This window comes from Microbacterium mcarthurae (genome assembly GCF_046064585.1).
GTDB classification, from domain to species: Bacteria; Actinomycetota; Actinomycetes; order Actinomycetales; family Microbacteriaceae; genus Microbacterium; species Microbacterium mcarthurae.
Genome location: NZ_JAROCE010000003.1, coordinates 397,445 through 420,888 on the forward strand (window position 1 = coordinate 397,445; position 23,444 = coordinate 420,888).

At 70.3% G+C, this 23,444-nt stretch carries 23 protein-coding genes; 18 read left to right on the top strand and 5 right to left on the bottom strand.

Going from position 1 to position 23,444, the window contains the following annotated elements; all coding sequences use genetic code 11:
* Window positions 1-43: 43 nt before the first annotated feature.
* Together P5G46_RS11980 and P5G46_RS11985 are read right to left on the bottom strand one after the other, a co-directional pair.
* Window positions 44-385 (bottom strand): DUF7882 family protein, encoded by a 342-nt coding sequence (locus tag P5G46_RS11980; RefSeq protein ID WP_239274904.1) that lies wholly within the window; start codon window positions 383-385, stop codon window positions 44-46.
* Window positions 386-410: 25 nt separating this feature from the next.
* On the bottom strand, window positions 411-578 hold the full coding sequence (locus tag P5G46_RS11985) for a hypothetical protein (protein ID WP_408905779.1): 168 nt from the start codon (window positions 576-578) through the stop codon (window positions 411-413).
* Between the two features lie 179 nt (window positions 579-757).
* Here P5G46_RS11985 and P5G46_RS11990 point away from each other — a divergent pair, with 179 nt between their 5' ends.
* Window positions 758-1,264: a MarR family winged helix-turn-helix transcriptional regulator gene (locus P5G46_RS11990; protein ID WP_408905780.1), complete on the top strand. Its 507-nt coding sequence runs from the start codon at window positions 758-760 to the stop codon at window positions 1,262-1,264.
* Here P5G46_RS11990 and P5G46_RS11995 read toward each other — a convergent pair whose 3' ends face one another.
* A complete protein-coding gene (locus P5G46_RS11995; protein ID WP_408905781.1) occupies window positions 1,265-1,621 on the bottom strand; it encodes a hypothetical protein in 357 nt (118 codons plus the stop codon).
* 108 nt (window positions 1,622-1,729) lie between these two features.
* A complete protein-coding gene (locus P5G46_RS12000; protein WP_375094659.1) occupies window positions 1,730-3,157 on the bottom strand; it encodes a dihydrolipoyl dehydrogenase family protein in 1,428 nt (475 codons plus the stop codon).
* 209 nt (window positions 3,158-3,366) lie between these two features.
* On the opposite strand from P5G46_RS12000, the gene P5G46_RS12005 reads away from it, so the two are divergent.
* The 8 genes from P5G46_RS12005 (at window position 3,367) to P5G46_RS12040 (ending at window position 13,361) form a co-directional block, all read left to right on the top strand.
* The gene (locus P5G46_RS12005) at window positions 3,367-4,392 is read left to right on the top strand and encodes a LacI family DNA-binding transcriptional regulator (protein WP_408905782.1); all 1,026 of its coding nucleotides are present in this window, start codon (window positions 3,367-3,369) and stop codon (window positions 4,390-4,392) included.
* Window positions 4,393-4,430: 38 nt separating this feature from the next.
* The gene (locus tag P5G46_RS12010; protein WP_408905783.1) at window positions 4,431-5,714 is read left to right on the top strand and encodes an extracellular solute-binding protein; all 1,284 of its coding nucleotides are present in this window, start codon (window positions 4,431-4,433) and stop codon (window positions 5,712-5,714) included.
* A gap of 1 nt (window position 5,715) precedes the next feature.
* On the top strand, window positions 5,716-6,690 hold the full coding sequence (locus tag P5G46_RS12015) for a carbohydrate ABC transporter permease (RefSeq protein WP_239274911.1): 975 nt from the start codon (window positions 5,716-5,718) through the stop codon (window positions 6,688-6,690).
* A complete protein-coding gene (locus tag P5G46_RS12020) occupies window positions 6,687-7,514 on the top strand; it encodes a carbohydrate ABC transporter permease (protein ID WP_375094657.1) in 828 nt (275 codons plus the stop codon). Before P5G46_RS12015 ends, P5G46_RS12020 begins: the two co-directional genes overlap by 4 nt.
* 2 nt (window positions 7,515-7,516) lie before the next feature.
* Window positions 7,517-8,584: a glycoside hydrolase family 130 protein gene (locus tag P5G46_RS12025; protein WP_408905784.1), complete on the top strand. Its 1,068-nt coding sequence runs from the start codon at window positions 7,517-7,519 to the stop codon at window positions 8,582-8,584.
* Between the two features lie 134 nt (window positions 8,585-8,718).
* Complete coding sequence (locus P5G46_RS12030) at window positions 8,719-10,827, top strand: hypothetical protein (RefSeq protein WP_408905785.1); 2,109 nt, start codon at window positions 8,719-8,721, stop codon at window positions 10,825-10,827.
* Between the two features lie 492 nt (window positions 10,828-11,319).
* Complete coding sequence (locus P5G46_RS12035) at window positions 11,320-12,852, top strand: DNA-3-methyladenine glycosylase 2 family protein (RefSeq protein ID WP_239274915.1); 1,533 nt, start codon at window positions 11,320-11,322, stop codon at window positions 12,850-12,852.
* Entirely contained in the window at window positions 12,849-13,361 is a 513-nt protein-coding gene (locus P5G46_RS12040) for a methylated-DNA--[protein]-cysteine S-methyltransferase (RefSeq protein ID WP_239274916.1), read from the top strand. Before P5G46_RS12035 ends, P5G46_RS12040 begins: the two co-directional genes overlap by 4 nt.
* A gap of 12 nt (window positions 13,362-13,373) precedes the next feature.
* Here the strand turns inward: P5G46_RS12040 and P5G46_RS12045 are convergent, their stop codons facing one another.
* Window positions 13,374-14,240, bottom strand: a complete 867-nt coding sequence (locus P5G46_RS12045) for a GyrI-like domain-containing protein (protein WP_408905786.1) — start codon at window positions 14,238-14,240, stop codon at window positions 13,374-13,376.
* A gap of 381 nt (window positions 14,241-14,621) precedes the next feature.
* Here P5G46_RS12045 and P5G46_RS12050 point away from each other — a divergent pair, with 381 nt between their 5' ends.
* From P5G46_RS12050 to mpaM, 9 genes are all read left to right on the top strand, one after another.
* Window positions 14,622-16,511, top strand: coding sequence for an ABC transporter ATP-binding protein (locus tag P5G46_RS12050; protein WP_408905787.1), 1,890 nt, complete (start codon window positions 14,622-14,624; stop codon window positions 16,509-16,511).
* Window positions 16,508-18,322, top strand: a complete 1,815-nt coding sequence (locus P5G46_RS12055) for an ABC transporter ATP-binding protein (protein WP_408905788.1) — start codon at window positions 16,508-16,510, stop codon at window positions 18,320-18,322. The genes P5G46_RS12050 and P5G46_RS12055 overlap by 4 nt, the downstream gene beginning before the upstream one ends.
* Window positions 18,323-18,561: 239 nt before the next feature.
* The gene (gene mpaB / locus P5G46_RS12060; protein ID WP_408905789.1) at window positions 18,562-19,581 is read left to right on the top strand and encodes a daptide biosynthesis RiPP recognition protein; all 1,020 of its coding nucleotides are present in this window, start codon (window positions 18,562-18,564) and stop codon (window positions 19,579-19,581) included.
* Window positions 19,578-20,855, top strand: a complete 1,278-nt coding sequence (mpaD, locus tag P5G46_RS12065; protein WP_375094650.1) for a daptide-type RiPP biosynthesis aminotransferase — start codon at window positions 19,578-19,580, stop codon at window positions 20,853-20,855. Before mpaB ends, mpaD begins: the two co-directional genes overlap by 4 nt.
* Window positions 20,852-21,991, top strand: coding sequence for an iron-containing alcohol dehydrogenase (locus P5G46_RS12070; RefSeq protein WP_239274921.1), 1,140 nt, complete (start codon window positions 20,852-20,854; stop codon window positions 21,989-21,991). The genes mpaD and P5G46_RS12070 overlap by 4 nt, the downstream gene beginning before the upstream one ends.
* 70 nt (window positions 21,992-22,061) lie before the next feature.
* Window positions 22,062-22,199 (top strand): MpaA1 family daptide-type RiPP, encoded by a 138-nt coding sequence (gene mpaA1 / locus P5G46_RS12075; protein ID WP_239274922.1) that lies wholly within the window; start codon window positions 22,062-22,064, stop codon window positions 22,197-22,199.
* 42 nt (window positions 22,200-22,241) lie between these two features.
* Window positions 22,242-22,370, top strand: a complete 129-nt coding sequence (gene mpaA2 / locus P5G46_RS12080; protein WP_275437869.1) for an MpaA2 family daptide-type RiPP — start codon at window positions 22,242-22,244, stop codon at window positions 22,368-22,370.
* A 59-nt stretch (window positions 22,371-22,429) separates the two neighbouring features.
* The gene (mpaA3, locus tag P5G46_RS12085) at window positions 22,430-22,552 is read left to right on the top strand and encodes an MpaA3 family daptide-type RiPP (protein ID WP_275437870.1); all 123 of its coding nucleotides are present in this window, start codon (window positions 22,430-22,432) and stop codon (window positions 22,550-22,552) included.
* 70 nt (window positions 22,553-22,622) lie between these two features.
* On the top strand, window positions 22,623-23,444 hold the full coding sequence (gene mpaM, locus P5G46_RS12090) for a daptide-type RiPP biosynthesis methyltransferase (protein ID WP_375094648.1): 822 nt from the start codon (window positions 22,623-22,625) through the stop codon (window positions 23,442-23,444).

Genomic DNA, 23,444 nt, shown 5'->3' on the forward strand with positions numbered 1-23,444 from the left:
ACCCGCCCTCGTCGACGAGGGCGGGTGCACTGGGGTGGAAGGGTCAGGCGGCAGCGGCGAGGGGGGCGCGGTGCGCGCTCTCGTTCTGCTGCCAGGTGGCGGCGTCGAGCATCAGACCCGATGACATCGCAGCCTGGTCCGCGAGCTGACGCAGGTACGCGCCGGACAGTCGCTCGGCCTCGGGGCTCACGTAGAGGAATCGCAGCGGGATCGCCGTCTGGATCCAGAGGGTCGTGCGTGCGTGCGAGGCGGCGGCGTCCGTCCACGTGAACGTGAAGGACTCGCTGCGCCGCAGCTTGGTCGAGGTGACGACCTGAAGGTACTGCAGCAGACGGTCGTCGATTTCGATCGGCTGCGGGTCGGAACCGTAGAAGAGCTTTCCCATGGTGACTCCTAGCGTGTGCGGGGGATCAGAGGACGAGGGGGAGGACGGCGCCGGTCGTGCCGACGGAGACCGTGATGGCCGCGGCGACCACGACGGTGGGCATGAGGGGCACAGCCGAGCGGTCCGAGACCGGCTGGAAGGTCGAACGCCGCGCGGGCGTGATGCGCATCCGGGCGAGAAGACGGTGGACCATCGCGGTTCCCTTTCATGCAGTGCGGCGGGTTGCCGGTTGGCTGTCAACCCCGGTGATGATCAACATAGCAGGTAATTAACATCGTTAGTAAACGAGGTTGAGTGTCGCGTTCGTTGACATTTGCGAAACCTAATGGTCAGTCTCAGAACTTTAAGGAGTTAGGTATAGTGCTTCGGGGCATGAACAACGTAGGGAGCGGTTCGATGACGGAGGTCGCGGGTGACTCTTCGCCCTTGATGGCGGCGTTAGCCTTCTACATTCGCGAACGCGACAAGGCCGCCGCCCAGGCGCGCAAGCAGCTCGGCGTCAATGAACTCGATGCCAAGGCCCTGGCGTACGTGGGTGCGCACCCGGGCATCCGTCCGTCCGAGCTGGCCGGACATCTCGGGGTCACGTCGGCCGGCGTGACGACGATGGTGGAGCGGCTCGTCCGCCGTGGCATCCTGCGTCGAGAGTTCGATGCCAACGACCGTCGGGTTAACCACATTCACCTGGTCGTCGACCTCGAGAAGGAGCCGTGGTCGCAACTGGCCCGCTTCGACCGGATGTGCGAGCGCATCATCGGGCGCCTCGAGCCGCAGGTGGAGGCCGATCTCGCTGCGTTCCTCACGCACACCACGGAAGCTGCGCGCGACGAGGCGCGGCGCGTCGACGCCGCCGCAGCGAGCGAGTCGTCGGTCGCCTGATCAGTCCTGGGTGCCGCCGTTGCGCTGAGCCATGTGCTCGACGGGCTTCGCCTGGAGGAACGCGCACAATGCGGCGGCGTTCTGCAGTTCTCGACACAGGTCGTAGACGGCCTCGGGAGAGAGCTCGGTCACTTCAGGCTGCGCCTCAATCGTGACGCGCCAGTCCGGGGCGCCGGTCTCGATCGGCTGAAGATAGATCGACGTCGTGGCGTTGCGCAGGGGGAAGATCACCAGGCCGCTGTCGCGCCCGTCTACCGGCTCTTGGTCTGCCACGTACGCGGCGCTGGTTCCGTGCGCGCCATCCGCGGCGAATTCGTTGAGCCACACCTGCAACGTTTCCTTGCTGCGAAACGGCACCTTACCCAACCCCTACGACTCCGAGTGGAAGCGCGATCCACCAGGTGAATCGTACGACAATCTGGACTCGGGTCAGCAATACTTCTCGCCGCCGGGAGGCGGGGCGCATCAGGCGGAATCACGCCCCAGCGTTTCGAGCAGGCGGAGCCACACTTCGCTGACCGTGGGGTAGGACGGCACGGCGTGCCACAAACGCTTCACCGGCACCTCGCCCACGACGGCGATCGTCGCCGAGTGGAGCAGTTCGGCGATGTCCGGTCCGACGAACGTCGCGCCGACGAGCACGCCACGGTCGAGATCGACGACGGCGCGGGCGCGCCCGACGAACGCATCGGACTGCTCGCTCGACCCGGCGACGTGCGCCAGGTCATAGTCGAGCACGCGGGTGTTCAGGCCCTTCTCCTCGGCCTTCTTGGCCGTCAGACCGACGGATGCCACCTCGGGATAGGTGAAGGTCACCTGGGGGACGGCATCGTGGTCGGCGGTGGCGACGTGCGCGCCCCACGGGGCGTCATCGACCTCGTCGCCCTTGGCCCGAGCCGCGATGACGTCTCCCGCGGCGCGCGCCTGATACTTGCCCTGGTGCGTGAGGAGTGCGCGGTGATTGACGTCTCCGACGGCGTAGAGCCAGTCGAAGCCGCGCACCAGCATCGTGTCGTCGACGTCGAGCCACGAGCCGGCGTCGAGTCCGATGGTCTCGAGGCCTAGATCGCTCGTGCGGGGGACGCGGCCGGTCGCCACGAGTACTTCGTCGGCCGTCACGGTCGTGCCGTCGGACAGGTCGAGAACGCGGCGTCCGTCGTCGTCGCGGCGGGCGCCCGTGGCATCCACGCCCGTCTTGACGGTCACGCCGCTCTCGCGGAGGGCGTCGGCGACGAGCTCTCCGGCGAACGGCTCGGTGCCCCCGAGGAGCCCGGAGCGGGCGATGATCGTGACCGCGGCGCCCAGGCTGGCGTAGGCGGTGGCCATTTCTGCGCCCACCACACCGCCGCCCAGGATGGCGAGGGATGCCGGAATGCTCTGGGCCGCGGTGGCCTCGCGGCTCGTCCACGGTTCGATGTCAGCCAGCCCGGGGATGTCGGGCAGGAGGGCAGCGGAGCCGGTGCAGACGGCGACCGCGTGGCGGGCGATGAGATCGACGCTCGTGCCGTCATCGGCCGTGACCCGCACCATCTTCTCTCCCGTGAGGCGGCCATGCCCCCGAACCAGATCGATGCCGGCGCCCTCGAGCCACTCGACCTGACCGGAGTCGTTCCAGTTGCTGGTCATCGAATCGCGGCGGCGGAGAACGGCGGCGACGTCGAGGTCGCCGGTGACGGCTTGCTTCGCTCCGTCGACGTCGCGAGCCGCACGGAGGGCGGCCCCGCTGCGCAGGAGCGCCTTCGAGGGCATGCACGCCCAGTACGAACACTCGCCGCCCACGAGTTCGGATTCGACGATGGCGGCCGTGAGCCCGGCCTGCACGGCGCGGTCGGCGACGTTCTCTCCGACGGGGCCGGCGCCGATGACGATCAGGTCGTATTCGCGTTCGCTCATGCCGCTCACGCTACCCAGGGTCACCGACGTCGGCGAGGGGTTGCATCCGTGGGCGCTCAAGGGGCGAGATGACGTTCGGAGCGGGGAACTGCACGTTCCGAACGGGAAAGCGTGCGCCGACCTCGGCGGACGTGGTTGACGCTGCGTCTGAACCGGTTTAGTGTAGGTCTTAACCGGTTTAGAAACCGGATGCCACAGTGAGGTGATGCATGACCGACCAGACCCGACCCACGATCGCCGACGTCGCCCGCCGCGCCGGCGTCAGCAAGGGCCTCGTGTCGTTCGCGCTGAACGGCCGCGCCGGTGTCGCCCCCGACACGCGCGACCGCATCCTCTCCGTCGCGGCCGAGATGGGCTGGAGCCCGAGCCTCCGCGCACGTTCGTTGAGCGTCGGCCGCTCGTTCGCGTGCGGGCTCGTCATCGGACGCAGCCCCGACGTGATCGCTGCCGACCCCTTCTTCCCGTCCTTCATCGCCGGAGTGGAAGACGAGTTCTCCGTCTCGGGTCAGGTACTCGTGCTCGCCGCGGCGACGCCCGGCCGTCAAGAGCAGGAGACCTACCGCGGCCTGGCGGCCGACCGCCGCGTGGACGGCGTGATCCTCTCCGACCTCCGCGCCGACGACCCGCGCATCGACCTCGTCGCGAGCCTCGGGCTCGCCGCGGTGACGCTCGGCGTCCCGGCCGGTCCCAGCCCCTTCACGTCGGTCTCGGTCGACGACGGTGCCGGCATCCGGCTCGCCGTCGACCACCTGGCCGACCTCGGCCACACCGACATCGCTCATGTCGCGGGACCCTTCGCAATGCTGCACGGACGCCACCGCGCGGCCGCGTTCGAGGACGCCGCGCGGGCGCGTGGCATCCGGACCCGCGTCGTCGAGACCGACTTCAGCGCAGCCGACGGCGCTCGGGCGACCACCTCCCTGCTCGACGCCGACGTCCCGCCCACGGCGATCGTGTACTCCAACGACAACATGGCCATCGCGGGGCTCGGCACGGCGCAGCGTCGCGGCCTGTCGGTGCCCCGCGATCTCTCGATCACCGGCTTCGACGACACCGAGCTCGGTCGTCACCTGTTCCCGGCCCTCACGAGCGTGTCCACCGACGCGCGCGGGTGGGGAGCCGCCGCCGCGCGCGCCCTGCTCCAGGCCATCGCCGGAGCAGAACCCGAGACCCTCGCCCTCACCGACCCCGTCCTCCGCGTGCGCGACTCCACCGCGCCGCCGACGCGGAGCTGACACCCGCGGGCCCCCGCCCGCCCCACAAGGAGGAAGACATGCGACGACGCATTCTCGCCACAGCCGTAGCCGCCACCGGCATCCTCGCCCTCTCCGCGTGCAGCGGAGGCGGCGGTGCAACGGGAGGAATGGACGCCCGCGGCCCCATCGCCATCTGGTACTCCAACAACGACGCCGAGATCGCCTGGGGGGAGCAGATGGTCGAGGCGTGGAACGCCGACCACCCCGACGAGCAGATCACCGCGCAGGAGATTCCCGCGGGGTCCTCGAGCGAAGAGGTGATCGGCGCCGCGATCACCGCCGGCAACGCGCCATGCCTGGTGTTCAACACCTCGCCCGCGGCCGTGCCCGGGTTCGAACGGCAGGGGGGCCTGGTGAACCTGTCGGAGTTCCCCGACGGCGAGCAGTACATCACCGACCGCAGCGGCGATCCTGCCGAGCAGTACCGCTCCGACGACGGCGGCTTCTACCAGCTGCCGTGGAAGAGCAACCCCGTGATGATCTTCTACAACAAGGACCTCTTCGCCCAGGCGGGTCTCGACCCCGAGAGCCCGCAGCTGTCGACATACGACGAGTTCCTCACCACCGCGCGGACCCTGAAGACGGCGGGTGTCGCGCCGTACGCCATCAACCCCGCCCCCACGAGCGAGTTCTTCCAGTCGTGGTTCGACTTCTACCCGCTGTACGCGGCGCAGACCGGGGGGACGCAGCTCGTCGAGGACGGCCAGGCCACCTTCGACGGCCCCGACGGCGAAGCGGTCGCGGACTTCTGGCGCACGATCTACGCCGAGCAGCTCGCCGGGAACGAGCAGTATCAGGGCGACTCGTTCGCCGACGGCCAGGCCGCGATGGCGATCGTCGGCCCGTGGGCCGTCTCGGTGTACGAGGACAAGGTGAACTGGGGCGCCGTGCCGGTGCCGACGGAGCAGGGCACCGCGGCCGACGAGACCTGGACCTTCAGCGACGCGAAGAACATCGGCCTGTTCACCGCGTGCGAGAACAAGGGCACCGCGTGGGATGTGCTGAAGTTCGCCACCAGCGAGGAGCAGGACGGCGCCTGGCTTGAGGGCACCGGCCAGATGCCGTTGCGCACCGACCTGACGTCGACGTACTCCGACTACTTCTCCGCCAACCCCGCGTACGAGCAGTTCGGCGACCAGGCCGCACGGACCGTCGAGGTGCCCAACGTCGTCAACTCCGTCGAGATCTGGCAGGCGTTCCGCGACGGATACTCGAAAGCCGTGATCTTCGGCGAGGGCGATGTGGCGACCTTCCTGACGGATGCCAAGACCCAGATCGACCAGCTGGCGGGCGGTAACTGACATGACCGCCACCGTCGCCGGTGCGGCCGGACGGACCGGGGGAGACCCCGGCCGGCACGGCCGCGCCGGGGGCGGGGTGGATGCCGGGAAGAAGCGCCGCCGCCCGTTCGGAGCGCAGCCGCTCGGCATCCTGTTCTCCGCCCCCTACCTGATCTTCATCGGGGTCGTCTTCGCCTACCCCATCGTCTTCGCGGTGTGGATGTCGTTCCACGACTACTTCTTCACCGCCCCCGGCGCGCAGGTCGACCGTCCCTTCGTGGGGATCGACAACTACGTCACCGCCCTGAGCGATCCCGCGGTGTGGCGATCGTTCGGCAACGTCGGCGTATTCCTGCTCATCAACGTTCCGCTCACCGTCGTGCTGTCGATCCTTCTGGCCACGGCCCTGGATCGTGTCGTCCGCGCCCGCGCCTTCTTCCGCGTCGCGTTCTACGTGCCCTACGTCACGGCATCCGTCGCGGTCGTCGCGGTGTGGCTGTTCCTGTTCTCGAACACCGGCCTCATCAACAACGTGCTGGGGCCGCTCGCGCCGAACCCGTCGTGGCTGGTCAACTCCGCGCTCGCGATGCCGACGATCGCGCTGTTCGTCACGTGGAAGGGCCTGGGGTTCTACATCCTGCTGTACCTCGCGGCGCTGCAGAACGTCCAGCGTGAACTGTACGAGTCGGTGTCGGTCGACGGCGGCGGACGCCTCCGCCAGTTCTTCGCGGTGACCGTTCCCGGCGTCCGCCCCGCGACGTTCCTCGTCGTGCTGCTGGCGACCATCACGGGCGCCAACCTCTTCACCGAGCCCTACCTGCTCACCAACGGCGGCGGCCCCAACGGGGCGTCGACCTCGCCCGTGCTGCTGATCTACCAAAAGGGCATCGAGCAGCAGAACCCCGACGTGGCCGCGGCCATCGGCGTGGTGCTCATCGTGTTCGTGCTGATCATCGCGGCGCTCCAGCGCCGGTTCGTGGGAAGGGAGGAATCATGAGATCCCAAATCGTGACGTACGGCGTCCTCACCGTGGGTGCCCTGGCGTTCCTGTTCCCCTTCTACTACATGGTCGTGGGATCGCTGCAGACGAGCCCCGACCCCTCGATCGCGGGCGCCTTCCCGCACCCGTCGAACCTGACGCTCGAGAATTACACCGCGATCGACGGGCGCATCAATCTCCTGCAGGGGCTGGTGAACTCCGGCATCTTCACGGGGGGAGTGATCGTCGGCACGATCGTGTTCGGGGTGCTCGCGGGCTATGCGCTCGCGGTCCTCGCCTGGCGTGGACGCTCGGCGACCTTCGCCCTCGTGCTCCTCGTGCAGGTCATCCCGTTTCAGCTGCTGATGATCCCGCTGTACGTCATGATCGCCCGCGACTACGGGCTCTCCGACAGCTACCTCGGCATGATCCTGCCGTTCTTCATCAACTCCACCGCGGTCGTCATCTTCCGGCAGTACTTCCTTCAGTTGCCCCGCGAGCTGTTCGACGCCGCGCGCATCGACGGTGCGGGGGAGTTCCGCCTGCTGTGGAACGTGGCGCTCCCGCTGGTGCGCCCCGCGCTGCTGACCGCGGTGCTGCTGACTTTCATCGGCCCCTGGAACGAATTCCTGTGGCCGTTCCTCATCACGAAGGACGCGACGATGCAGCCCCTCGCGGTGTCGCTCGCGAACTTCATCTCGACCATCGCGGCATCCACCGCCAACCCGTTCGGCGCGATGATGGCCGGCGCCGTGGTGCTGGCCGCCCCCGCGGTGGCGCTGTTCCTGATCTTCCAGCGCTACTTCACCTCGAACGACCTCGGATCCGGAGTGAAAGGATGACAATGACCCCCGAATCCCCTGTCCCCTACCGCCTCACACGTGTGGGTGTGGTGATGACCCCCGAGCCCGGCAACGCCGACGAAGCGGAGGGCGTGCTCAACCCGGCCTCGGGTCGCGGCCCCGACGGACAGCTGTATCTCCTGCCGCGCCTGGTGGCCGAGGGCAACGTCTCGCGCGTGGGCCTGGCCCGCGTCGTCGTGGAAGAGGGTGTGCCCGTCGCCGTCGAGCGCGAGGGCGTCGTGCTTCAGCCCGACCGGGGGTGGGAACGCGGCGCCGACAACGCCGGCACCGAAGACCCGCGCACGACCTGGATCGAGGCCCTCGGCCTGCACGTCATGACCTACGTCGCCTACGGCCCGCTCGGCCCGCGCACGGCCGTGGCGGTGTCGGAGGATCTGCGCGCGTGGCGGCGTCTCGGACCCGTGCTGTTCCGCTACCAGGACGACCTCGACATGGACCTCAACCTGTTCCACAACAAGGACACGGTGTTCTTTCCCGAGCCCGTCACCGCCCCCGACGGCACCGAGGCGTTCGCCGTCCTGCACCGGCCCATGTGGGACCTCGGCGAGACCAAGCCCGGCCAGGGCGTGCGGGTGCCGGCCGGAGTCGAGGACGAGCGGCAGTCCATCTGGATCAGCTACGTGCCCGTGGCATCCGTCCGGGACGACCTCGCGAACCTCACGCTGTGGGAGCAGCACCGGTTCGTCGCGGGGCCGGAGTTCCCCTTCGAGGCCGTAAAGATCGGCGGAGGACCGCCGCCGCTGCGTATCCCCGAGGGGTGGCTCGTGCTGCACCACGGCGTGACCGGCGTCATCGACAGCGCGTTCTCGCAGCAGCAGAAGGTCAACTACGCCGCGGGTGCCCTCATCCTGGATGCCACCGACCCCAGCCGCGTGATCGCTCGGACGCCCGAGCCGCTGCTGGCACCCGAGACCGACGACGAGCGCAGCGGCATCGTGCCGAACGTCGTCTTCCCGACCGCGATCGAAGAGATCGACGGCCGTCACTTCGTGTTCTACGGCATGGCGGACTCGAAGATCGGCGCCGCCCTGCTCGAGCGCACCGACTAAGGCCCGCGCCGCGTCCGCGTCCTCGCGGCCGACGCGTCACAACTCCTGCAGAATCGCCGCCGGCTTCGCCGCCCGGCGAGCGGCGGACGGTTCTGCAGGAGTTGTGCCCCCACCCCCATCGAAAGGATCCCCCCATGAACGCACGATGGAGTGCGCGCGGCCTCGCCCTCGCGGGCGCGGTCGCCCTGGCGGTGCCGCTGAGCGCCGCCCCGGCGTCGGCGCTCGCCCCGGCTTCCGCCCCGGCTTCCGCCCCGGCCTCGGCTTCGGCCCCGGCCTCGGCTTCGGCCCCGGCTTCCGCCCCGGCCTCGGCTTCGGCCCCGGCCCCGGCCGCCGCCCCGGTGCCGGCCACCGCGGCCGCCGCGCCGCTGACGAACCTCGACCACCTCGACTTCCTGCTCGACGAACCGAGGCCGTCCTCGGACGTCCCCGGTCACACGACGTACCGCCTCGCCGAGGACCCGACGCTCCTTGCGCCGTGGACCTACGCCGACGCCCGCGACGGGGGCACGTTCGAGCGCATCGGCGGCGGCCCCCTCGACCCCGCCACCGGCGACTGGGGCCAAGGCGCCTACAACGCCGACGACACCACCCGCGCCGCCGTCGTCTACCTGCGCCACTGGCAGCAGACCGGTGACGGCGACAGCCGGCAGAAGGCGTACGAGCTGCTGCGCACCGTCGCCTACCACCAGACCACGGAAGGCCCGGATGCCGGGAACGTCGTGCTGTGGATGCAGCCCGACGGCGACCTCAACCCCTCGGCGGAGCCCGTGGAGCTGCCCGACCCCTCGGATTCCGGTCCGAGCTACTGGCTCGCCCGCACCGTGTGGGCCCTGGGCGAGGGGTGCGCGGCCTTCGCCGACGACGACCCCGACTTCGCCGCGTTCCTGAAGGAGCGTCTCGCCCTGTCGCGCGGCGCGATCGAGCGCGACGTCCTCTCGAAGTACGGCGAGTACGTCGAGGCGGACGGCGAGAAGGTCCCCGCGTGGCTCATCGTCGACGGGGCGGATGCCACGGCCGAGGCGGTCCTCGGCCTGGCCGCCGCCGTGCGCGCCGGGGACGACTCCTCGACCACCGCGGCGCGACAGCTCGCCGAGGGCGTGGCGGCGATGGCATCCGGATCCTCCCGCGAATGGCCGTACGGCGCGGTGCTGCCGTGGGCGCAGTCGCCGGCGATGTGGCACGCGTGGGGCTCGCAGATGCCCGCCGCCCTCGCCGTCGCGGCCGATGTGCTCGACGATCCCGCGCTGGCCGAGCCGGCGATCGTCGATGCCACCGGCTTCACCACGACGCTGCTGACCGCGGGCGGCCCCGACAACGGCTGGTTCCCGAGCCCGACCGACCGCGTGCAGATCGCGTACGGGGCGGATTCGCGCGTGCAGTCGCTCATCGCGCTCGCCGACACCACCGGGTCGAGCGCGTTCGCCGACCTCGCCGGCATCCAAGCGGCCTGGTTCTTCGGTGCCAACCATGCCGGGGCGCGCATGTACGACCCCGCGACGGGCGTGACCTTCGACGGGCTGCAGCCCGACGGCACGGTCAACCGCAACAGCGGGGCCGAATCGACGATGCACGGCCTGCTCACCGCTCTCGCGCTCGACGCGCACCCGGCCATCGCCGCGCGGGCCACCGCGCTCACCTCGGTCACCGACCGCGTCGGCCTGGCGTTCGTGGAGGCCGAGGATGCCATGTCCACCGACGGCACGGTGTCGACGCCCGAGTCGTGGACGGGGGAGTCGAGCTGGTCGGGCGACGCCCTCACCCTGAAGCCCGGGCAGAGCGCGACGTGGGACATCGGTTCGGCCGACACGAAGCGCTGGGTCGAGCCGGTCGTGTTCTCGCAGCCGGGCGAGCGGTCGCTCTCGCGCTGGCGCGGGAACGGCGTGCTGAACGTGACCGGACCCGCTCAGGGCATCTCGCCGACGCCCGGCGCGCTGCTGCCGCACGCGCTCACGGCCGCGGTGTCGGAACGCCGGACCCAGATCGACGTCACCGCACAACGCGGCGACCTCGTCCTCGACGGGCTCATCGTGCGGCCGTTCGTGTCGCGCCTTGTGCTCGAAGGCGCCGGGAGCCGCAGCGAGCTCGTGCAGTCCAGCGCGCGGGCGCTGCAGCGCACGACCGTGTCGGGCGGCGGAACGGTCCGCGTCTACGACGCGCGCGGCGCGCTGCTGCGCACGACCGCGTTCGACGGCGAGATCTCGGTGCTCCTGCCCTCCGGCGGCTTCGCGGTCGCGGAGCGCTGAGTCCCCGGCCGTTGCCGGACGCGGCGCCGACCGTGTGAGGGTCGGCGCCGCGGTGGCATCCGGGGTTCCGGTGCACTTCTGTGGCCCCGGGGCCACGTCCGGCGCCCCGGGGCCACGAACGTCGGACAGCACCTCGCACCCGCGCCGCGGACCGGCTCGACTGGCGAGGCCGGGTTCGACTCGCGGCACGTCGGGCGATCGTCGTAGAGTGCTCGCATGGCTGGGGGTCCGGATCGAGCGCGGTCGCTGGTCGTCGCGCTCGTTCTCTGCGCTGTCGTCGTGTGCATCGTGCTGCTGCTTGTGACTCAGCAGGGCGCGTACCGCAGCGCTTGAGGGCCTACCCGCGCTTCTCCGGTCTCTCGCCCGCCGAGTGTCCGGGACACGCCGCACCACAGCCGCTCGACACGGCGTGTCGTGGACACTCGATTCCACCCCACGCTCGTGTCCGAATTCCGCCGGAGCATGTCGGTGGTCGGTGGCAGGGTGGATGCCATGACGATCACCGCCCCTGACGCCCGGGGCTTCGACGAGCGCTACCGCGTGATCCAGTCGCGTGACCGGCGCTTCGACGGACAGTTCGTCACGGCCGTGCGCTCCACCGGCATCTACTGCCGGCCGAGCTGCCCCGCGCGCACGCCGAAAGAGGCGAACGTGACGTTCTACGCCACGTCGGCTGCGGCGCATGAGGCCGGCTATCGCGCCTGCAAACGGTGTCTGCCCGAAGCCGCTCCCGGCTCTCCGGCGTGGGATGTGCGCGGCGACGTGGCGGCCCGGGCGATGCGCCTCATCGCCGACGGCGTGGTCGATCGCGAGGGCGTACCGGGCCTGGCGCGGCGGCTCGGGTACTCCTCACGCCACCTCAGCCGCCTCCTCACCACCGAACTCGGGGCCGGCCCGCTCGCCCTCGCCCGCGCGCATCGCGCGCATACGGCACGCGCTCTGCTCGTGGGCACCGACCTTTCGGCGACCGATGTCGCCTTCTCGGCGGGGTTCTCGAGTGTGCGGCAGTTCACCGAGACGATCGGCGAGGTGTTCGGGATGCCGCCGACGGCGCTGCGAGCGAGACGCTCGAAGGCAGCGGGCGCCGTCCCCGTCGGAGAGATCGATCTTGCGCTCCCTGCCCGGGGCCCCATCGACACCGTGGGCCTGTTCGGCTGGATGCGAGCGCACGCGATCCCCGGCGTCGAGATGGGCGACGATGCCTCCTTCGCGCGGGTGATCCGGATGCCGGGCGGGCCGGCGTGGTTCGAGGTACGCCGCGATGCCGACGCGCGGCTGCGTCTGCGCGCGCGACTGACCGCGCTGTCCGACCTCGGCACCCTCATCGCGCGCGTGCGACGACTGTTCGATCTCGACGCCGACCCCCTCGCGATCGATGACGCGCTCGCGCGGCATCCCGAACTCGCCGCGGCGGTCGCCGCGATCCCCGGGGTGCGCGTGCCGGGTGCCATGGATGCCGCCGAGATGCTGTTGCGCGCGATGATCGGGCAGCAGATCAGCGTCGCCTCGGCCCGGACGATGCAGGGGCGGTTGTCGGCGGAGCTGGGCGAGCACACCGAGATCGGCGGCATGCCCATGACGCTGTTCCCCGAGCCCGCGGTGATCGCCGAGCACGGGTACGACGTGCTGCGCGGACCCCAGGCCCGCCGCCGCGCGATCGTCGAGGCCGCCGCTGCGCTCGCCGACGGGTCGCTGATGATCGGCCCCGGCGACGACGGCGTCGAGCAGCGGGCACGACTGCTCGCGATGCGGGGGATCGGCCCGTGGACCGCCGACTACGTCCGCATGCGCGTGCTCGGAGACCCCGACGTGCTGCTCCCCGGAGACGTCGCGGCCCGCGCCGGCGCCGCCGCGCTGGGCCTCCCGTTCGAGCCCGCCGGGTTCACCGCATGGTCCGAGCGTCTGGCTCCGTGGCGCAGCTACGCGATGGCCCACTACTGGTACGCCGCGCCCGTGACCCAAGCATGGCGCGCCCCCGCCTCCGTTTCCGTGTCCCCGTCCCTCGAAAGCGAGCCCGCCCCGTGAACACCCCCGCTGTCGCGCCCGCGACCCTCCAGTTCGTCGACACCCCCGACGGCCCGTTCGCGATCCTCGCCGACCACGCCGAGCGCGTGCTCGTGGCGGGGTGGACGGATGACGTGGATGCCGTGTTGGCGCGCCTTCACCCCAAGAACCGCCCCGCCGAGGTGCGAGCGGGGACGACGCGGGCCGCCGCTGCCGTCACGGCGTACTACTCCGGTGATCTCGCCGCGATCGACCACGTCGAGGTCGCGCAGTTCGGTACCCCGCTGCAGCACCGCGGATGGGCGGCGCTGCGCGGCATCCACCCCGGACAGCCGCTCACCTACACCGGGTTCGCGTCGGCTCTGGGTTCGCCCACGGCGGTGCGGGCGGCGGCATCCATCTGCGCCCGCAACGCGCCCGCCCTGTTCGTGCCGTGCCACCGCGTGCTGCGCGGCGACGGCACGATGGGGGGCTTCGCGTGGGGCGTCGACGTCAAGCGGCGGCTCCTGGAACGCGAAGCCGCCGCCTGAGCCGCGGGGCGGTCACACCCGCTCGACGGGGAGCCAGAGTTCACAGACGGCCGAACGGAAGTCGGCCGAGCGCTCGAGCACGGCCACGATCGAGGGGCCGGGGCGCAGGCTCCACGGGTGGGAGGGGAACCAGTCGCTCGCGGTGGCCGCCCAGACCTCCTGAAGACGTGCGGGGTACTCGCCCTCGGCGCGGAACACCGCCCACGTTCCGCCTTCGACGTCGATGATGTCCAGGTCGGCGGGAATCTGCTCCTCCGTCGTCACGGCGACACCGTGCAGATATGTCAGCGGACTGCCCTCGGTGTAGTCGGGGTCGACATCGTCGCTGACCTGCAGGAGGCCGACGGGCTCCGACGTGCTGAGTCCCTTCAACCGCTCGTGTTCGGAAGCGGGCAGTGCGGCGATGTGGGCCTGGATGTGCGGATTCACGCCGTGATGCTGCAGCGGGACGCGCGTCGCGTGCCCGATCAGCCGGAACGCGGGGCGGTCGACGATACGAGTGTCCATGGTGGTGTTCCCTTCGACGGTCAGGTGGAACCTGATGTGCGGTTGCGTGCGAAGGGGGCCGCCGTCGCGTCGAACATCCGCGGGGCTCACGCCGTGCACCGCCCGGAACGCCCGCCCGAAGGCCTCGGTCGAGCCGTACCCGTACCGGACGGCGATGCTCAGGAGGTCGTCCGATCCGACGAGGTCGGCGGCCGCGACGGCCATGCGCCGACGCCGGACGTATTCGGACAGTGGCATCCCGGTCAGCGTGGAGAACATCCGGCGAAGGTGGTACTCGGTCGTCCCGGCGCCGGCCGCGAACGCGGAGATGTCGAGATCGTCCGAGAGATGCGCCTCGATCTGATCGACCAGGCGGTTGAGTGCAGCGATCACGGTGGCTCCCTTCGCGTTCCACTCTCGTCGGCGCGGTGCGGCGGCGCCCGATCATGGCGGTCCGATCCGATCGGGGGCCGGCACTCACACGATGTGCACCATCGTCGCGCGCGAATCACTTCTTGCCCTCAGTGAACTCTCAGGCATATTCTGAAAAGCTGCCGCGCCCCCCGGCGGCTGCGCAACGACCGAGGAGGATGCCATGGACCAGATCGACGCCCCCGTCGTGTGTGCCGCTCTCTCCGTCGCTGCTCGCCCTGCGCGTCACTCGTAGCGCTCCGCCCGCTTCCGCGTCGCACGTCCCGGCGGATCCCGCCGATCCCTGGCATCCCCCTCTCTCGCGCCCCCACTCCGGCGCGTCGCTTCGACCCCACAAGGATCATGACCACCGCACAAGACCGTCCGCACCTGTCGACGTTGCGCTCCCTTGCCCGGCTTCTGCCCATCGCCCGGCCCGTGCTGCCGCGACTCGCCCTCGGTGCCGTGAGCGCGCTCGGCGCGAGCGTGCTGGCCCTCGCGATCCCGCTCGTGCTCGAACAGGTGGTCGCCGGGCCCATCGGCTCGGGTGACCCCGGCGCGCTGGCCTGGGGTGCTCTGCTGATCCTCGGTCTGGGCCTCGCCGAGGCCGCCATGGTGTGGTTGCGCCGGTGGTTCGTGCTCGCCCCCGCGACGAAGGTCGAGTACGACCTCCGGCAGTCGTTCTACTCGCGTCTGCAGCGTCTGCCGGTGGCGTTCCACGACCGCTGGCAGTCGGGTCAGCTGCTGTCGCGCATGATGCAGGACATCAGCATGCTGCGCCGGTGGCTCGCCTTCGGCGTGATCCTGTTGGTGGTCAACGTGCTGACCATCGTCATCGGCGCCGTGTTGCTCTTCCGGTGGCACTGGCTGCTCGGCACTCTCTTCCTCGTCGCCTCCGCGCCCCTGTGGTACGCCGGTTACCGCTTCGAGAAGCGCTACGGCGCGCTCGCGCGGCAGAGCCAAGACCAGGCCGGAGACCTGGCGACCTCGGTGGAGGAGAGCGTGCACGGCATCCGGGTGCTCAAGGCCTTCGGCCGCGGAAAGCACGCGCTGCAGAAGTTCACGCGCCAGGCCGAGTCGCTGCGCGAGACCGAGCTCGGCAAGGCGCGGGCCATCGGCTGGATCTGGTTCTGGCTGGTGCTGCTCCCCGACATCGCTTTCGCCGTGTGCCTCGGCGCGGGGATCGTCCTGACGCAGCTGGGGCAGTTGCAGGTCGCCGAGCTCGTGGCGTTCTTCGCGATGGCGACGGTGCTGCGGTGGCCGATGGAGTCGATCGGGTTCCTCTTCTCGTTCCTGCTCGACGCGCGCACGGCGACCGACCGCATCTTCGAGGTCTTCGACGAGCAGAACACGATCGTCGACCCCGCCGAGCCCCGCACGATCACCGAGCCCCGCGGTGAGCTCGTGCTCGAGGGCGTGCACTTCCGATACCAGGATGCCGCTGACACCGAGCCGGATCTCCTCGACGGCGTCGACCTGAGCCTGCGGCCGTGCGAGACCATGGCGCTGGTCGGCCTGACGGGGTCGGGCAAGACGACGCTGACGACCCTGCCGGGGCGTCTGTACGACGTCACGGGCGGCCGCGTGCTCCTCGACGGCGTCGACGTGCGCGACCTCCGGCTCGCCGAGCTGCGTCGCCACGTGGGCATGGCCTTCGAGGACGCCACGTTGTTCTCGCAGACCGTGCGAGAGAACGTCCTCCTCGGCCGCGAGGACCTGGTGAAGGGGTCGCCCGAGGCGGAGGCGATTCTGCGCGAGGCCCTCCAGGTGGCGCAGGCGCACTTCGTGCACGACCTGCCCGACGGTCTCGACACCGTCATCGGGGAAGAGGGTCTGAGCCTGTCCGGGGGACAACGGCAGCGACTGGCCCTCGCGCGTGCGGTCGCGGCGCGTCCCTCGGTGCTCGTGCTCGACGACCCGCTGTCGGCCCTGGACGTCGACACCGAGGCCCTCGTCGAGGACGCCCTGCGCGAAGTGCTGAGCGAGACCACGGCCCTCGTGGTCGCCCACCGGCCGTCGACGGTCACGCTCGCCGATCGCGTCGCGCTGCTGCAGGACGGCCGGATCGCGGCCGTCGGAACGCACTCCGACCTGCTCCGTGAGAGCGAGGCCTACCGGCACGTGATCTCCAGCCTCGAAGAGGCCGAGGCCGAGCGCGAGGCCCAGACCGGCGCGATCCCCGTGATCCGTACGGCGACCGAGACCTCGGCATCCGCCGACGAATCCACGCCCGAGAAGGAGGCGACCCGATGAGCACCACCGTCTCCGGGACCAGCGGCGAGGATCGCTCCGACTACACCCGCGAAGAGAGCCGCGCGATCCGTCAGCGCTCGCTGCGGCTCCTCGGTTCGCTCGTCTCGCCGCTGCGAGGGCAGCTCGTGCTGGCCGCGGCGGTGCTCGTCGTCTCGACCGCCTTGCGCGTCGCCGGGCCGGCGCTCATCGCGTACGGCATCGACAACGCGCTGCCGGCCGTCATCTCGAACAACGACTGGATGCCGACGATCCTCGTCGTCGCGATCTACCTCACGGCCGGCATCGGCGGGGCGGTGCTGATCGGGTGGTACGTCGTCGTCGCGGCACGCCTCACGCAGGCCGTGATGCTGGATCTGCGCAAGCGCATCTTCCTGCACACCCAGCGGCTGAGCCTGGAGTTCCACGAGTCCTACACGTCGGGGCGCATCATCTCGCGCCAGACGAGCGATCTCGACACCATTCGCGAACTGCTCGACGGGGGGCTGAACGAGCTCGTGTCCGGAGTGCTCTACGGCGTGTTCACGCTCGGAGCCCTCTTCCTCATCGACTGGCAGTCCGGCCTCGTGCTCACGGTCATGGGCATCCCGCTCTTCCTGCTCATGCGCTGGTTCTACCGCCGGTCGCAGGTGGTGTACCGGGAGTCGCGCGTGATCAGCGCGCAGGTGATCGTGAAGTTCGTCGAGACGATGACCGGCATCCGTGCCGTGAAGGCGTTCCGCAAAGAGCCGCGCAACGACGACGAGTTCGGGGAGCTGGCGGGTCAGTACCGTGACGTGAACATGCGCTCGATCCGCCTGTTCGGCACGTTCGAGCCGGCGCTGATGGCCGTGGCATCCGTCTCTGTCGCGCTGGTGCTGCTGTGGGGCGGCGGTCGCGTGATCGGTGGAGCGCTCGAGATCGGCGTGCTCGCCGCGGCCGTGCTGTACGTGCGCAACTTCTTCGCTCCGCTGCAGGAGGTCGCGTTCTTCCTCAACTCGTACCAGTCCGCGACGGCGGCGCTCGAGAAGGTGTCGGGCGTGCTGGAGGAGCAGCCCACGGTTCCCGACCCGACCGATCCGGTCGATCTGTGGAGCGCACGCGGTCACGTGCGCTTCGACGAGGTCACCTTCGGCTACTCCGAGGACCGCGTCATCCTGCCGAACTTCACGCTCGACATCCCGGCGGGGCAGACGGTCGCGTTGGTCGGCACGACCGGGGCGGGCAAGTCGACGCTCGCCAAGCTCGTCTCCCGGTTCTACGATCCGACGCGCGGCGCGGTCACCCTCGACGACGTCGATCTGCGCCGCCTCCACCCGAAGGACTTGCGCCGGGCGATCGTCATGGTGACGCAGGAGGCATACCTGTTCAGCGGAACCGTGGCCGACAACATCGCCCTCGGCAAGCCCGACGCGACGATGGACGAGATTCGGGCGGCCGCGCGGGCCGTGGGCGCCGACGGCTTCATCGAGAAGCTGCCCGACGGGTACGACACCGACGTGAACAAGCGCGGCGGGCGCGTTTCCGCGGGGCAGCGCCAGCTGATCTCGTTCGCGCGCGCGTTCCTCGCCGACCCGGCGGTGCTCATTCTCGACGAGGCGACGGCATCGCTCGACATCCCCAGCGAGCGGCTGATCCAGGACGCTCTGCAGACGCTGCTCGCCGATCGCACGGCGATCATCATCGCGCACCGCCTGTCGACGGTCGCGATCGCCGACCGTGTGCTCGTGATGGAGCACGGCCGCATCATCGAGGACGACACCCCCGCGGCACTCATCGCCGGGACGGGCAAGTTCGCGCAGCTGCACGCTTCGTGGCGGGAGTCGCTCGTCTGACCTCTCGCGTGTGAGGAGAACGGATGCCACGGCCTCGGGGTCGTGGCATCCGTCTGTTCTGCCACCGAAAGTGACACCAGACGGTTGCGATGGTGATCGCTTTCGAACGCTCGGGTGATTCGCCCCACCGCCGCCCGAGCGGCGCGGAATAACACGTATACATTTCTTCCGGGTCCCCCCTCCGGCGGAGGCCCCCGCGCTCCGGAAGTGCGCGGTGCACGCGAGAAGGGGTGTTTGCGGTGACCCGAGGGGCAGCGGATGTGCGCGACGCGCGCATCGTCGTGGAATGGATCACAGGACGTCACAGGTCCTTCGATCGGGCGGTGTTCTGTCACCCTGGCGTCGCCCTCGGGGCGGTCCACGCGACGCTCGGCCCCGGCGATGTGATGTTCGTGCCACGGGGCACGTCTGTCGAGACGGCGGCGCACGTCATCCCCTACGACGGTGCTTTCGACGACATCGGCGACACCCTGCACGTTGCCGGGCACAGCGTCGAACTTCAGCACTACGCTGCCGCGGCGTACGTCGAGCTGATCGGTCCCACCGCGGTGCGATTCCTCGACGCGGCCGGATGGCGAGCCTTTCTGGCCGACGCCGACCTCGCGCGCTCGTCCGGTGTCTTCACGTCCCCCTTGACCGACGTGCGGCTGCGCCTCGCCGATGAAGACGTCTTGCGCGATCCGTTCGCCGAGCGCGTCCCGGCTTCGCTGCATTTCCACGCCGACGGGCATACGACCGCCGGGGCGCAAGGCGGAACGGTCAAGGGCAACGAGGTGGACGCACCGCAGCCCCGCTGGCTCGCGCTCGCTGGTATTACCGAGGCGGGGCAGCTCGTGGACGATCTTGCCTGCCGACCGTGGCTCGGGCGATTTCTGCGTGCCGCCCACCTGATCGGCGCGCTTCCGAGCGACGATGCCCCTCTCCTGGTCGACGGGTTCGGATGGTCCGCGCTCGATACCGACGGGGTGGTCGTGGAACCGCAATGCGACGACCCGTTCCTCGTGAAGACACCGTCCGGACTCACCCTCGCCGACCTTCGCACCCGACGGCGGCACCGCCTCCCCGCGGACTCCGTCGCCGTCGTTGCCGCTGTCCAGAGGTCTGCCGACCTGCCGACCGCCGCCGAGCGAGTCTCCGCAGAGCTGGGGGTTGCCCTTTCGGCGGGCGAGCGACTGTGCAGTGAGGCGGTCGAGTTTCTGGGCGTCCGACCGGGCGTCCCTGCCCTATCGGCCGACGCCGTCGCCGGGGGAGGCGCGTGAACGCCGTTTGGCCCGCCCTGTCGTCGGCCGATCCCGACATTCCGCCCGATCGCGTCGCGGTCGCGGCACATGGGCATCTCATCCGATACGCCGATGGCTCTACGCGCCTGTGCGCGACGAGTGGACTGTGGAATGTGCCGTTGGGCTACGGGCATGAGGGCATCGCCGACGCCGTCACGGCGGCGTTGCGTGAGGCGTCGTACCTGACCCTCTTTCGCGGCGTGCACCGTCCCGCACAGGACGCCGCCGATGCTCTGCTCGACCTCGCCGGGCGTCACAGCTATCGCCGCGTGATCTTCTCGACGTCCGGCGGCGCGGCCAACGACGCGGCGATGAAACTGGCGCGCCAGTACCAGATCGAGCGCGCAGAGTCTGCCCGCACGGTCATCGTCGGTTTGCGCGGCAGCTACCACGGCACGATGTACGGCAGTCACGCCCTGAGCGGCGACGCCCTGGCGCAGGGGGCGTATGCCCTCGACCGACGGGCGGTCCGGCACGTCGATCATGCGGACGGCGGCGCTCAGTTGGCATCCCTGGTTCAGCGCGAGGGAGCACGCATCGCGGCGGTGGTCCTGGAACCGGTTCTCGGCACGGGCGCCTTCCCGCTCGATCCTGACTTCGTCGAGACGGTCCTGGATCTTCGTGACGAACACGGGTTCCTCGTCGTCGCCGACGAGGTCGCCACCGGGTTCGGTCGGACGGGGCCGCTCTTCGCGTCGTCGACCTGGTCGCGGTCGCCGGACGTCCTCATCCTCTCGAAAGCGCTCACCAACGGCGCCCTGGGTGCGGCGGCGCTTCTCGTCGGCGCCCGCGTCGCCTCTGAGTTCCGTCACCGCCGCACCACCTTCGTCCACGGCGAGACGCAGGCCGGAACACCGGGCGTTGCGGCAGCCATCGTGACGGTAGCCGACGAATTCCGCCGTGCCGCAACCGTTGACGCCATCGAGGCGGTGGCAAGGGGCGTCCGCCAACTGGCCGAGAGGCTCGTTCGCGACGGGTGGGGCGCCGAGGTGCGCGGTCGGGGCGCGTTCCTCGCGCTCGCCCTCCGCGATCCTTCCGGGCCCTTCGCGCACGGGGCGCCGAGCAGCTCGCGTCTGCCCGCCCGCAGGGTGGCGGATGTCGTCCGAGCCATCGCCGACGCGGGCGCGGTCGTGCACCCCGGGATCGACGGTATCCAGCTCATACCTGCATACGGGCTCGACGCCCGTGAGCTCGGCCAGCTCGACTCCGCTATCCGTGCGGGACTCGCACAGGTCGCGGAGCGTGCGGCGTGAGCGCCCGTGTACCGCGTCGGCGAACCACTCTCTTCACCGGTTCGGCCCGCACGGAACCCGTCGTTGCCGCGCTGACCGCGGGGCGCCGGGCGGCCGCGGTGGTCGACGCGCGTCTCGTCGATCGGGCGGATCGCCTCGCCGGGGTCGACCTCGTCCTCCCGGTGGACGCGGATGCCGTGGATGCCGCGACGGTCGCTCTGCTCAGCAAACGCCTTCGCGCGCACCGAAGCGATGTCATTGTCGTGATCGGGGGTGGAACCGCCATGGATGCGGCGGCGGTCGCGGCGGTCGGTGTCACCGCTCCGCGCACTCTGGAGTGGGCGCTCGACCGCGCGGCACACTCTGCGGTCGTGGCCCTTCCGGCTGATGCGGTTCCGGGGCTCGACGTGGTCGCTGTACCCACGACCCTCGGTACCTCGGCCGAATGCAATGCTGTCGCCATCGTGCGCGCTACCGGCGGTGCGAGCCTGCTCCTGGGCGAAGCGCTGCGTCCCCGCTACGCGATTCTCGACGACGTCCACTACCGCACGCTGGCCGCTCTCGACGTGCGCTCCGCGTGTCTGGAGGCCGTGCTGCGGCTCGCGGGTGCCAGCACGGCGGCGCGGTCCCACCGGCGGGCCCACGCTCATGCCGTGGCGCTGGGGCGTGCCCTGATCTCGCTGGGCGATGGCGCCCTGACCGACGCGGTTCGCCTCCGCATCGCGCGGTGCAACGCGGCCACGCAGCGCTCGGCCGCCTTGCGCGGACGCGCGCCCTTCAGCCCCCGCCATTGGTACCTCGCACACGAGGTGTCGTTCGTTGCCCGAACCACGAAGATGCGCGCCACGGCCGCAATCATCGGGCGCGTGTGGCAGTGCATCGAGGAGGGCGACACGCGCTGGGGGGATGCCGGTCCGCTCGAGACATTCTGGCGTGAGGCGGCCCATGATGCGCCGCTTCCTCTCACCCCGGCGGCCGGTATCGATGCACTGATCGCTCGATGGGAGCTGCCGTCTGCGTCCATGCCGGACGCGGATGCCCGGGCATCAATGGCGCGCCGCGCGGAGCAGCGGTGGGGCGGGCGAGGCCCGGCTCTCCCTGGACTCCACGCTGCGGACTTCCGTGACCTGCTCGAGGGCGCCCGGTGGCAACGGTGAGATCCGACGCTCTCGCCGACGCCGAGCCGCGTCCCGCGCATCCCGACGAACCGAGAGGAGGTGAACAGACATGACCTCAACCGCTGCTGCACCCCGGCTGCGCTTCGAGGAACTCGACGAGATGGAGACCCCGAGCTGGGAGAGCTTCTACGTCGGTGTCCTGAGCGGCCTGACCGTGGTGGGGATCGCTGCGGCCGTCGCGACCTGACGTAGCCGATCGACCGTCTCAACGCGCACCTGAGGAGGTGACATGCATTCGACTTCCACGCTCGACTTCGTCGAGCTCGACCTGCTGGAGGCGCCCGACGACGGGTGGGACTGGCTTCGCGGCTTCGGCTACGGGGTGGCGATCGGTCTCATCGCACTTTCAGCCACCTAGGCGGAGCTGCCGACGTCGCTCGCGCTCCTTCCGTCCTGATGCACCCGAGGAGGTGACACATGTCCAATGATCTCGCGCTGCGCTTCGACGAACTCGATGAGCTCGACGCGCCGATGGAGTGGTGGGAGCACGCCACCTACCTCATCGCCATCGCCGCTGCCGCGGTGACCATCGCCACCTGAACGCCGTCGAGGGGGAGACGACCTCTCGTGTCCCCCTCGACGGACCCCTGCAATCACGGAACGAGGTTTCATGACCGCTCCCCTCACCGCCACCGTGCGCCGTCGACTCGACGAGGCCGCGTGCACCGCCGAGCCGTGTGACGTCTACGACGGTCACGGAGCGCGCTTCTACGACGAGCTCGTCGGTCCCGACCGCTCCGAGATCCGAGAAGTGCTCGCCGTGGCCCGCCGGAGCGGGCCCGCGGTGCTCGATCTCGCCGCCGGCACCGGGCGGGTCACTCTTCCGCTGCTCCGCATCGGCAAGACGGTGACCGCACTCGATCTCTCCCCATCGATGCTGCAGCGCCTGCGGAACGCGCTCCCCGCCGGCTCGGCGTGCGATCTCGTCCTCGCCGACATGCGGACATTCGACCTCGGCCGGGTGTTCGACCTCGCCGTTCTCGCGGCGACATCGATCACTCTGCTCGAACGGGACGATCGTCGCCGCCTGTTCGCCGCCGTCCGGCGCCATCTCCGCCCGTCCGGATCCCTCGTGCTCTCCGTCGCCGGCGACGCCGTTCACCGCACGCTGCGCACCTCGGTGGATCGCGAGATCTCCGTTCGTTCCGGCGGGAACACGGTCGTCTATCTGCAATCGCAACAGGTCGACGCCGTCGGTTCCCGCCGACTGGTCAATTGGATGCCGCTACCCCTCCCGACTGCGCCGGGGCCGGTACCCGTCCTCACGACGAGACTCCACCTCCTCGACGCCGCGACGGTGGCGGACGAGCTGACGCAAGCGGGCTTCCTCGCGCCGGACGTCATCCCCGTCCGCAGTCCGGGCGACGCGGACGCGGAGAGCATGATGCTCCTGCACAGCCGCGTCGAGGGCGGTGAGTACCGTGCCGGCTGA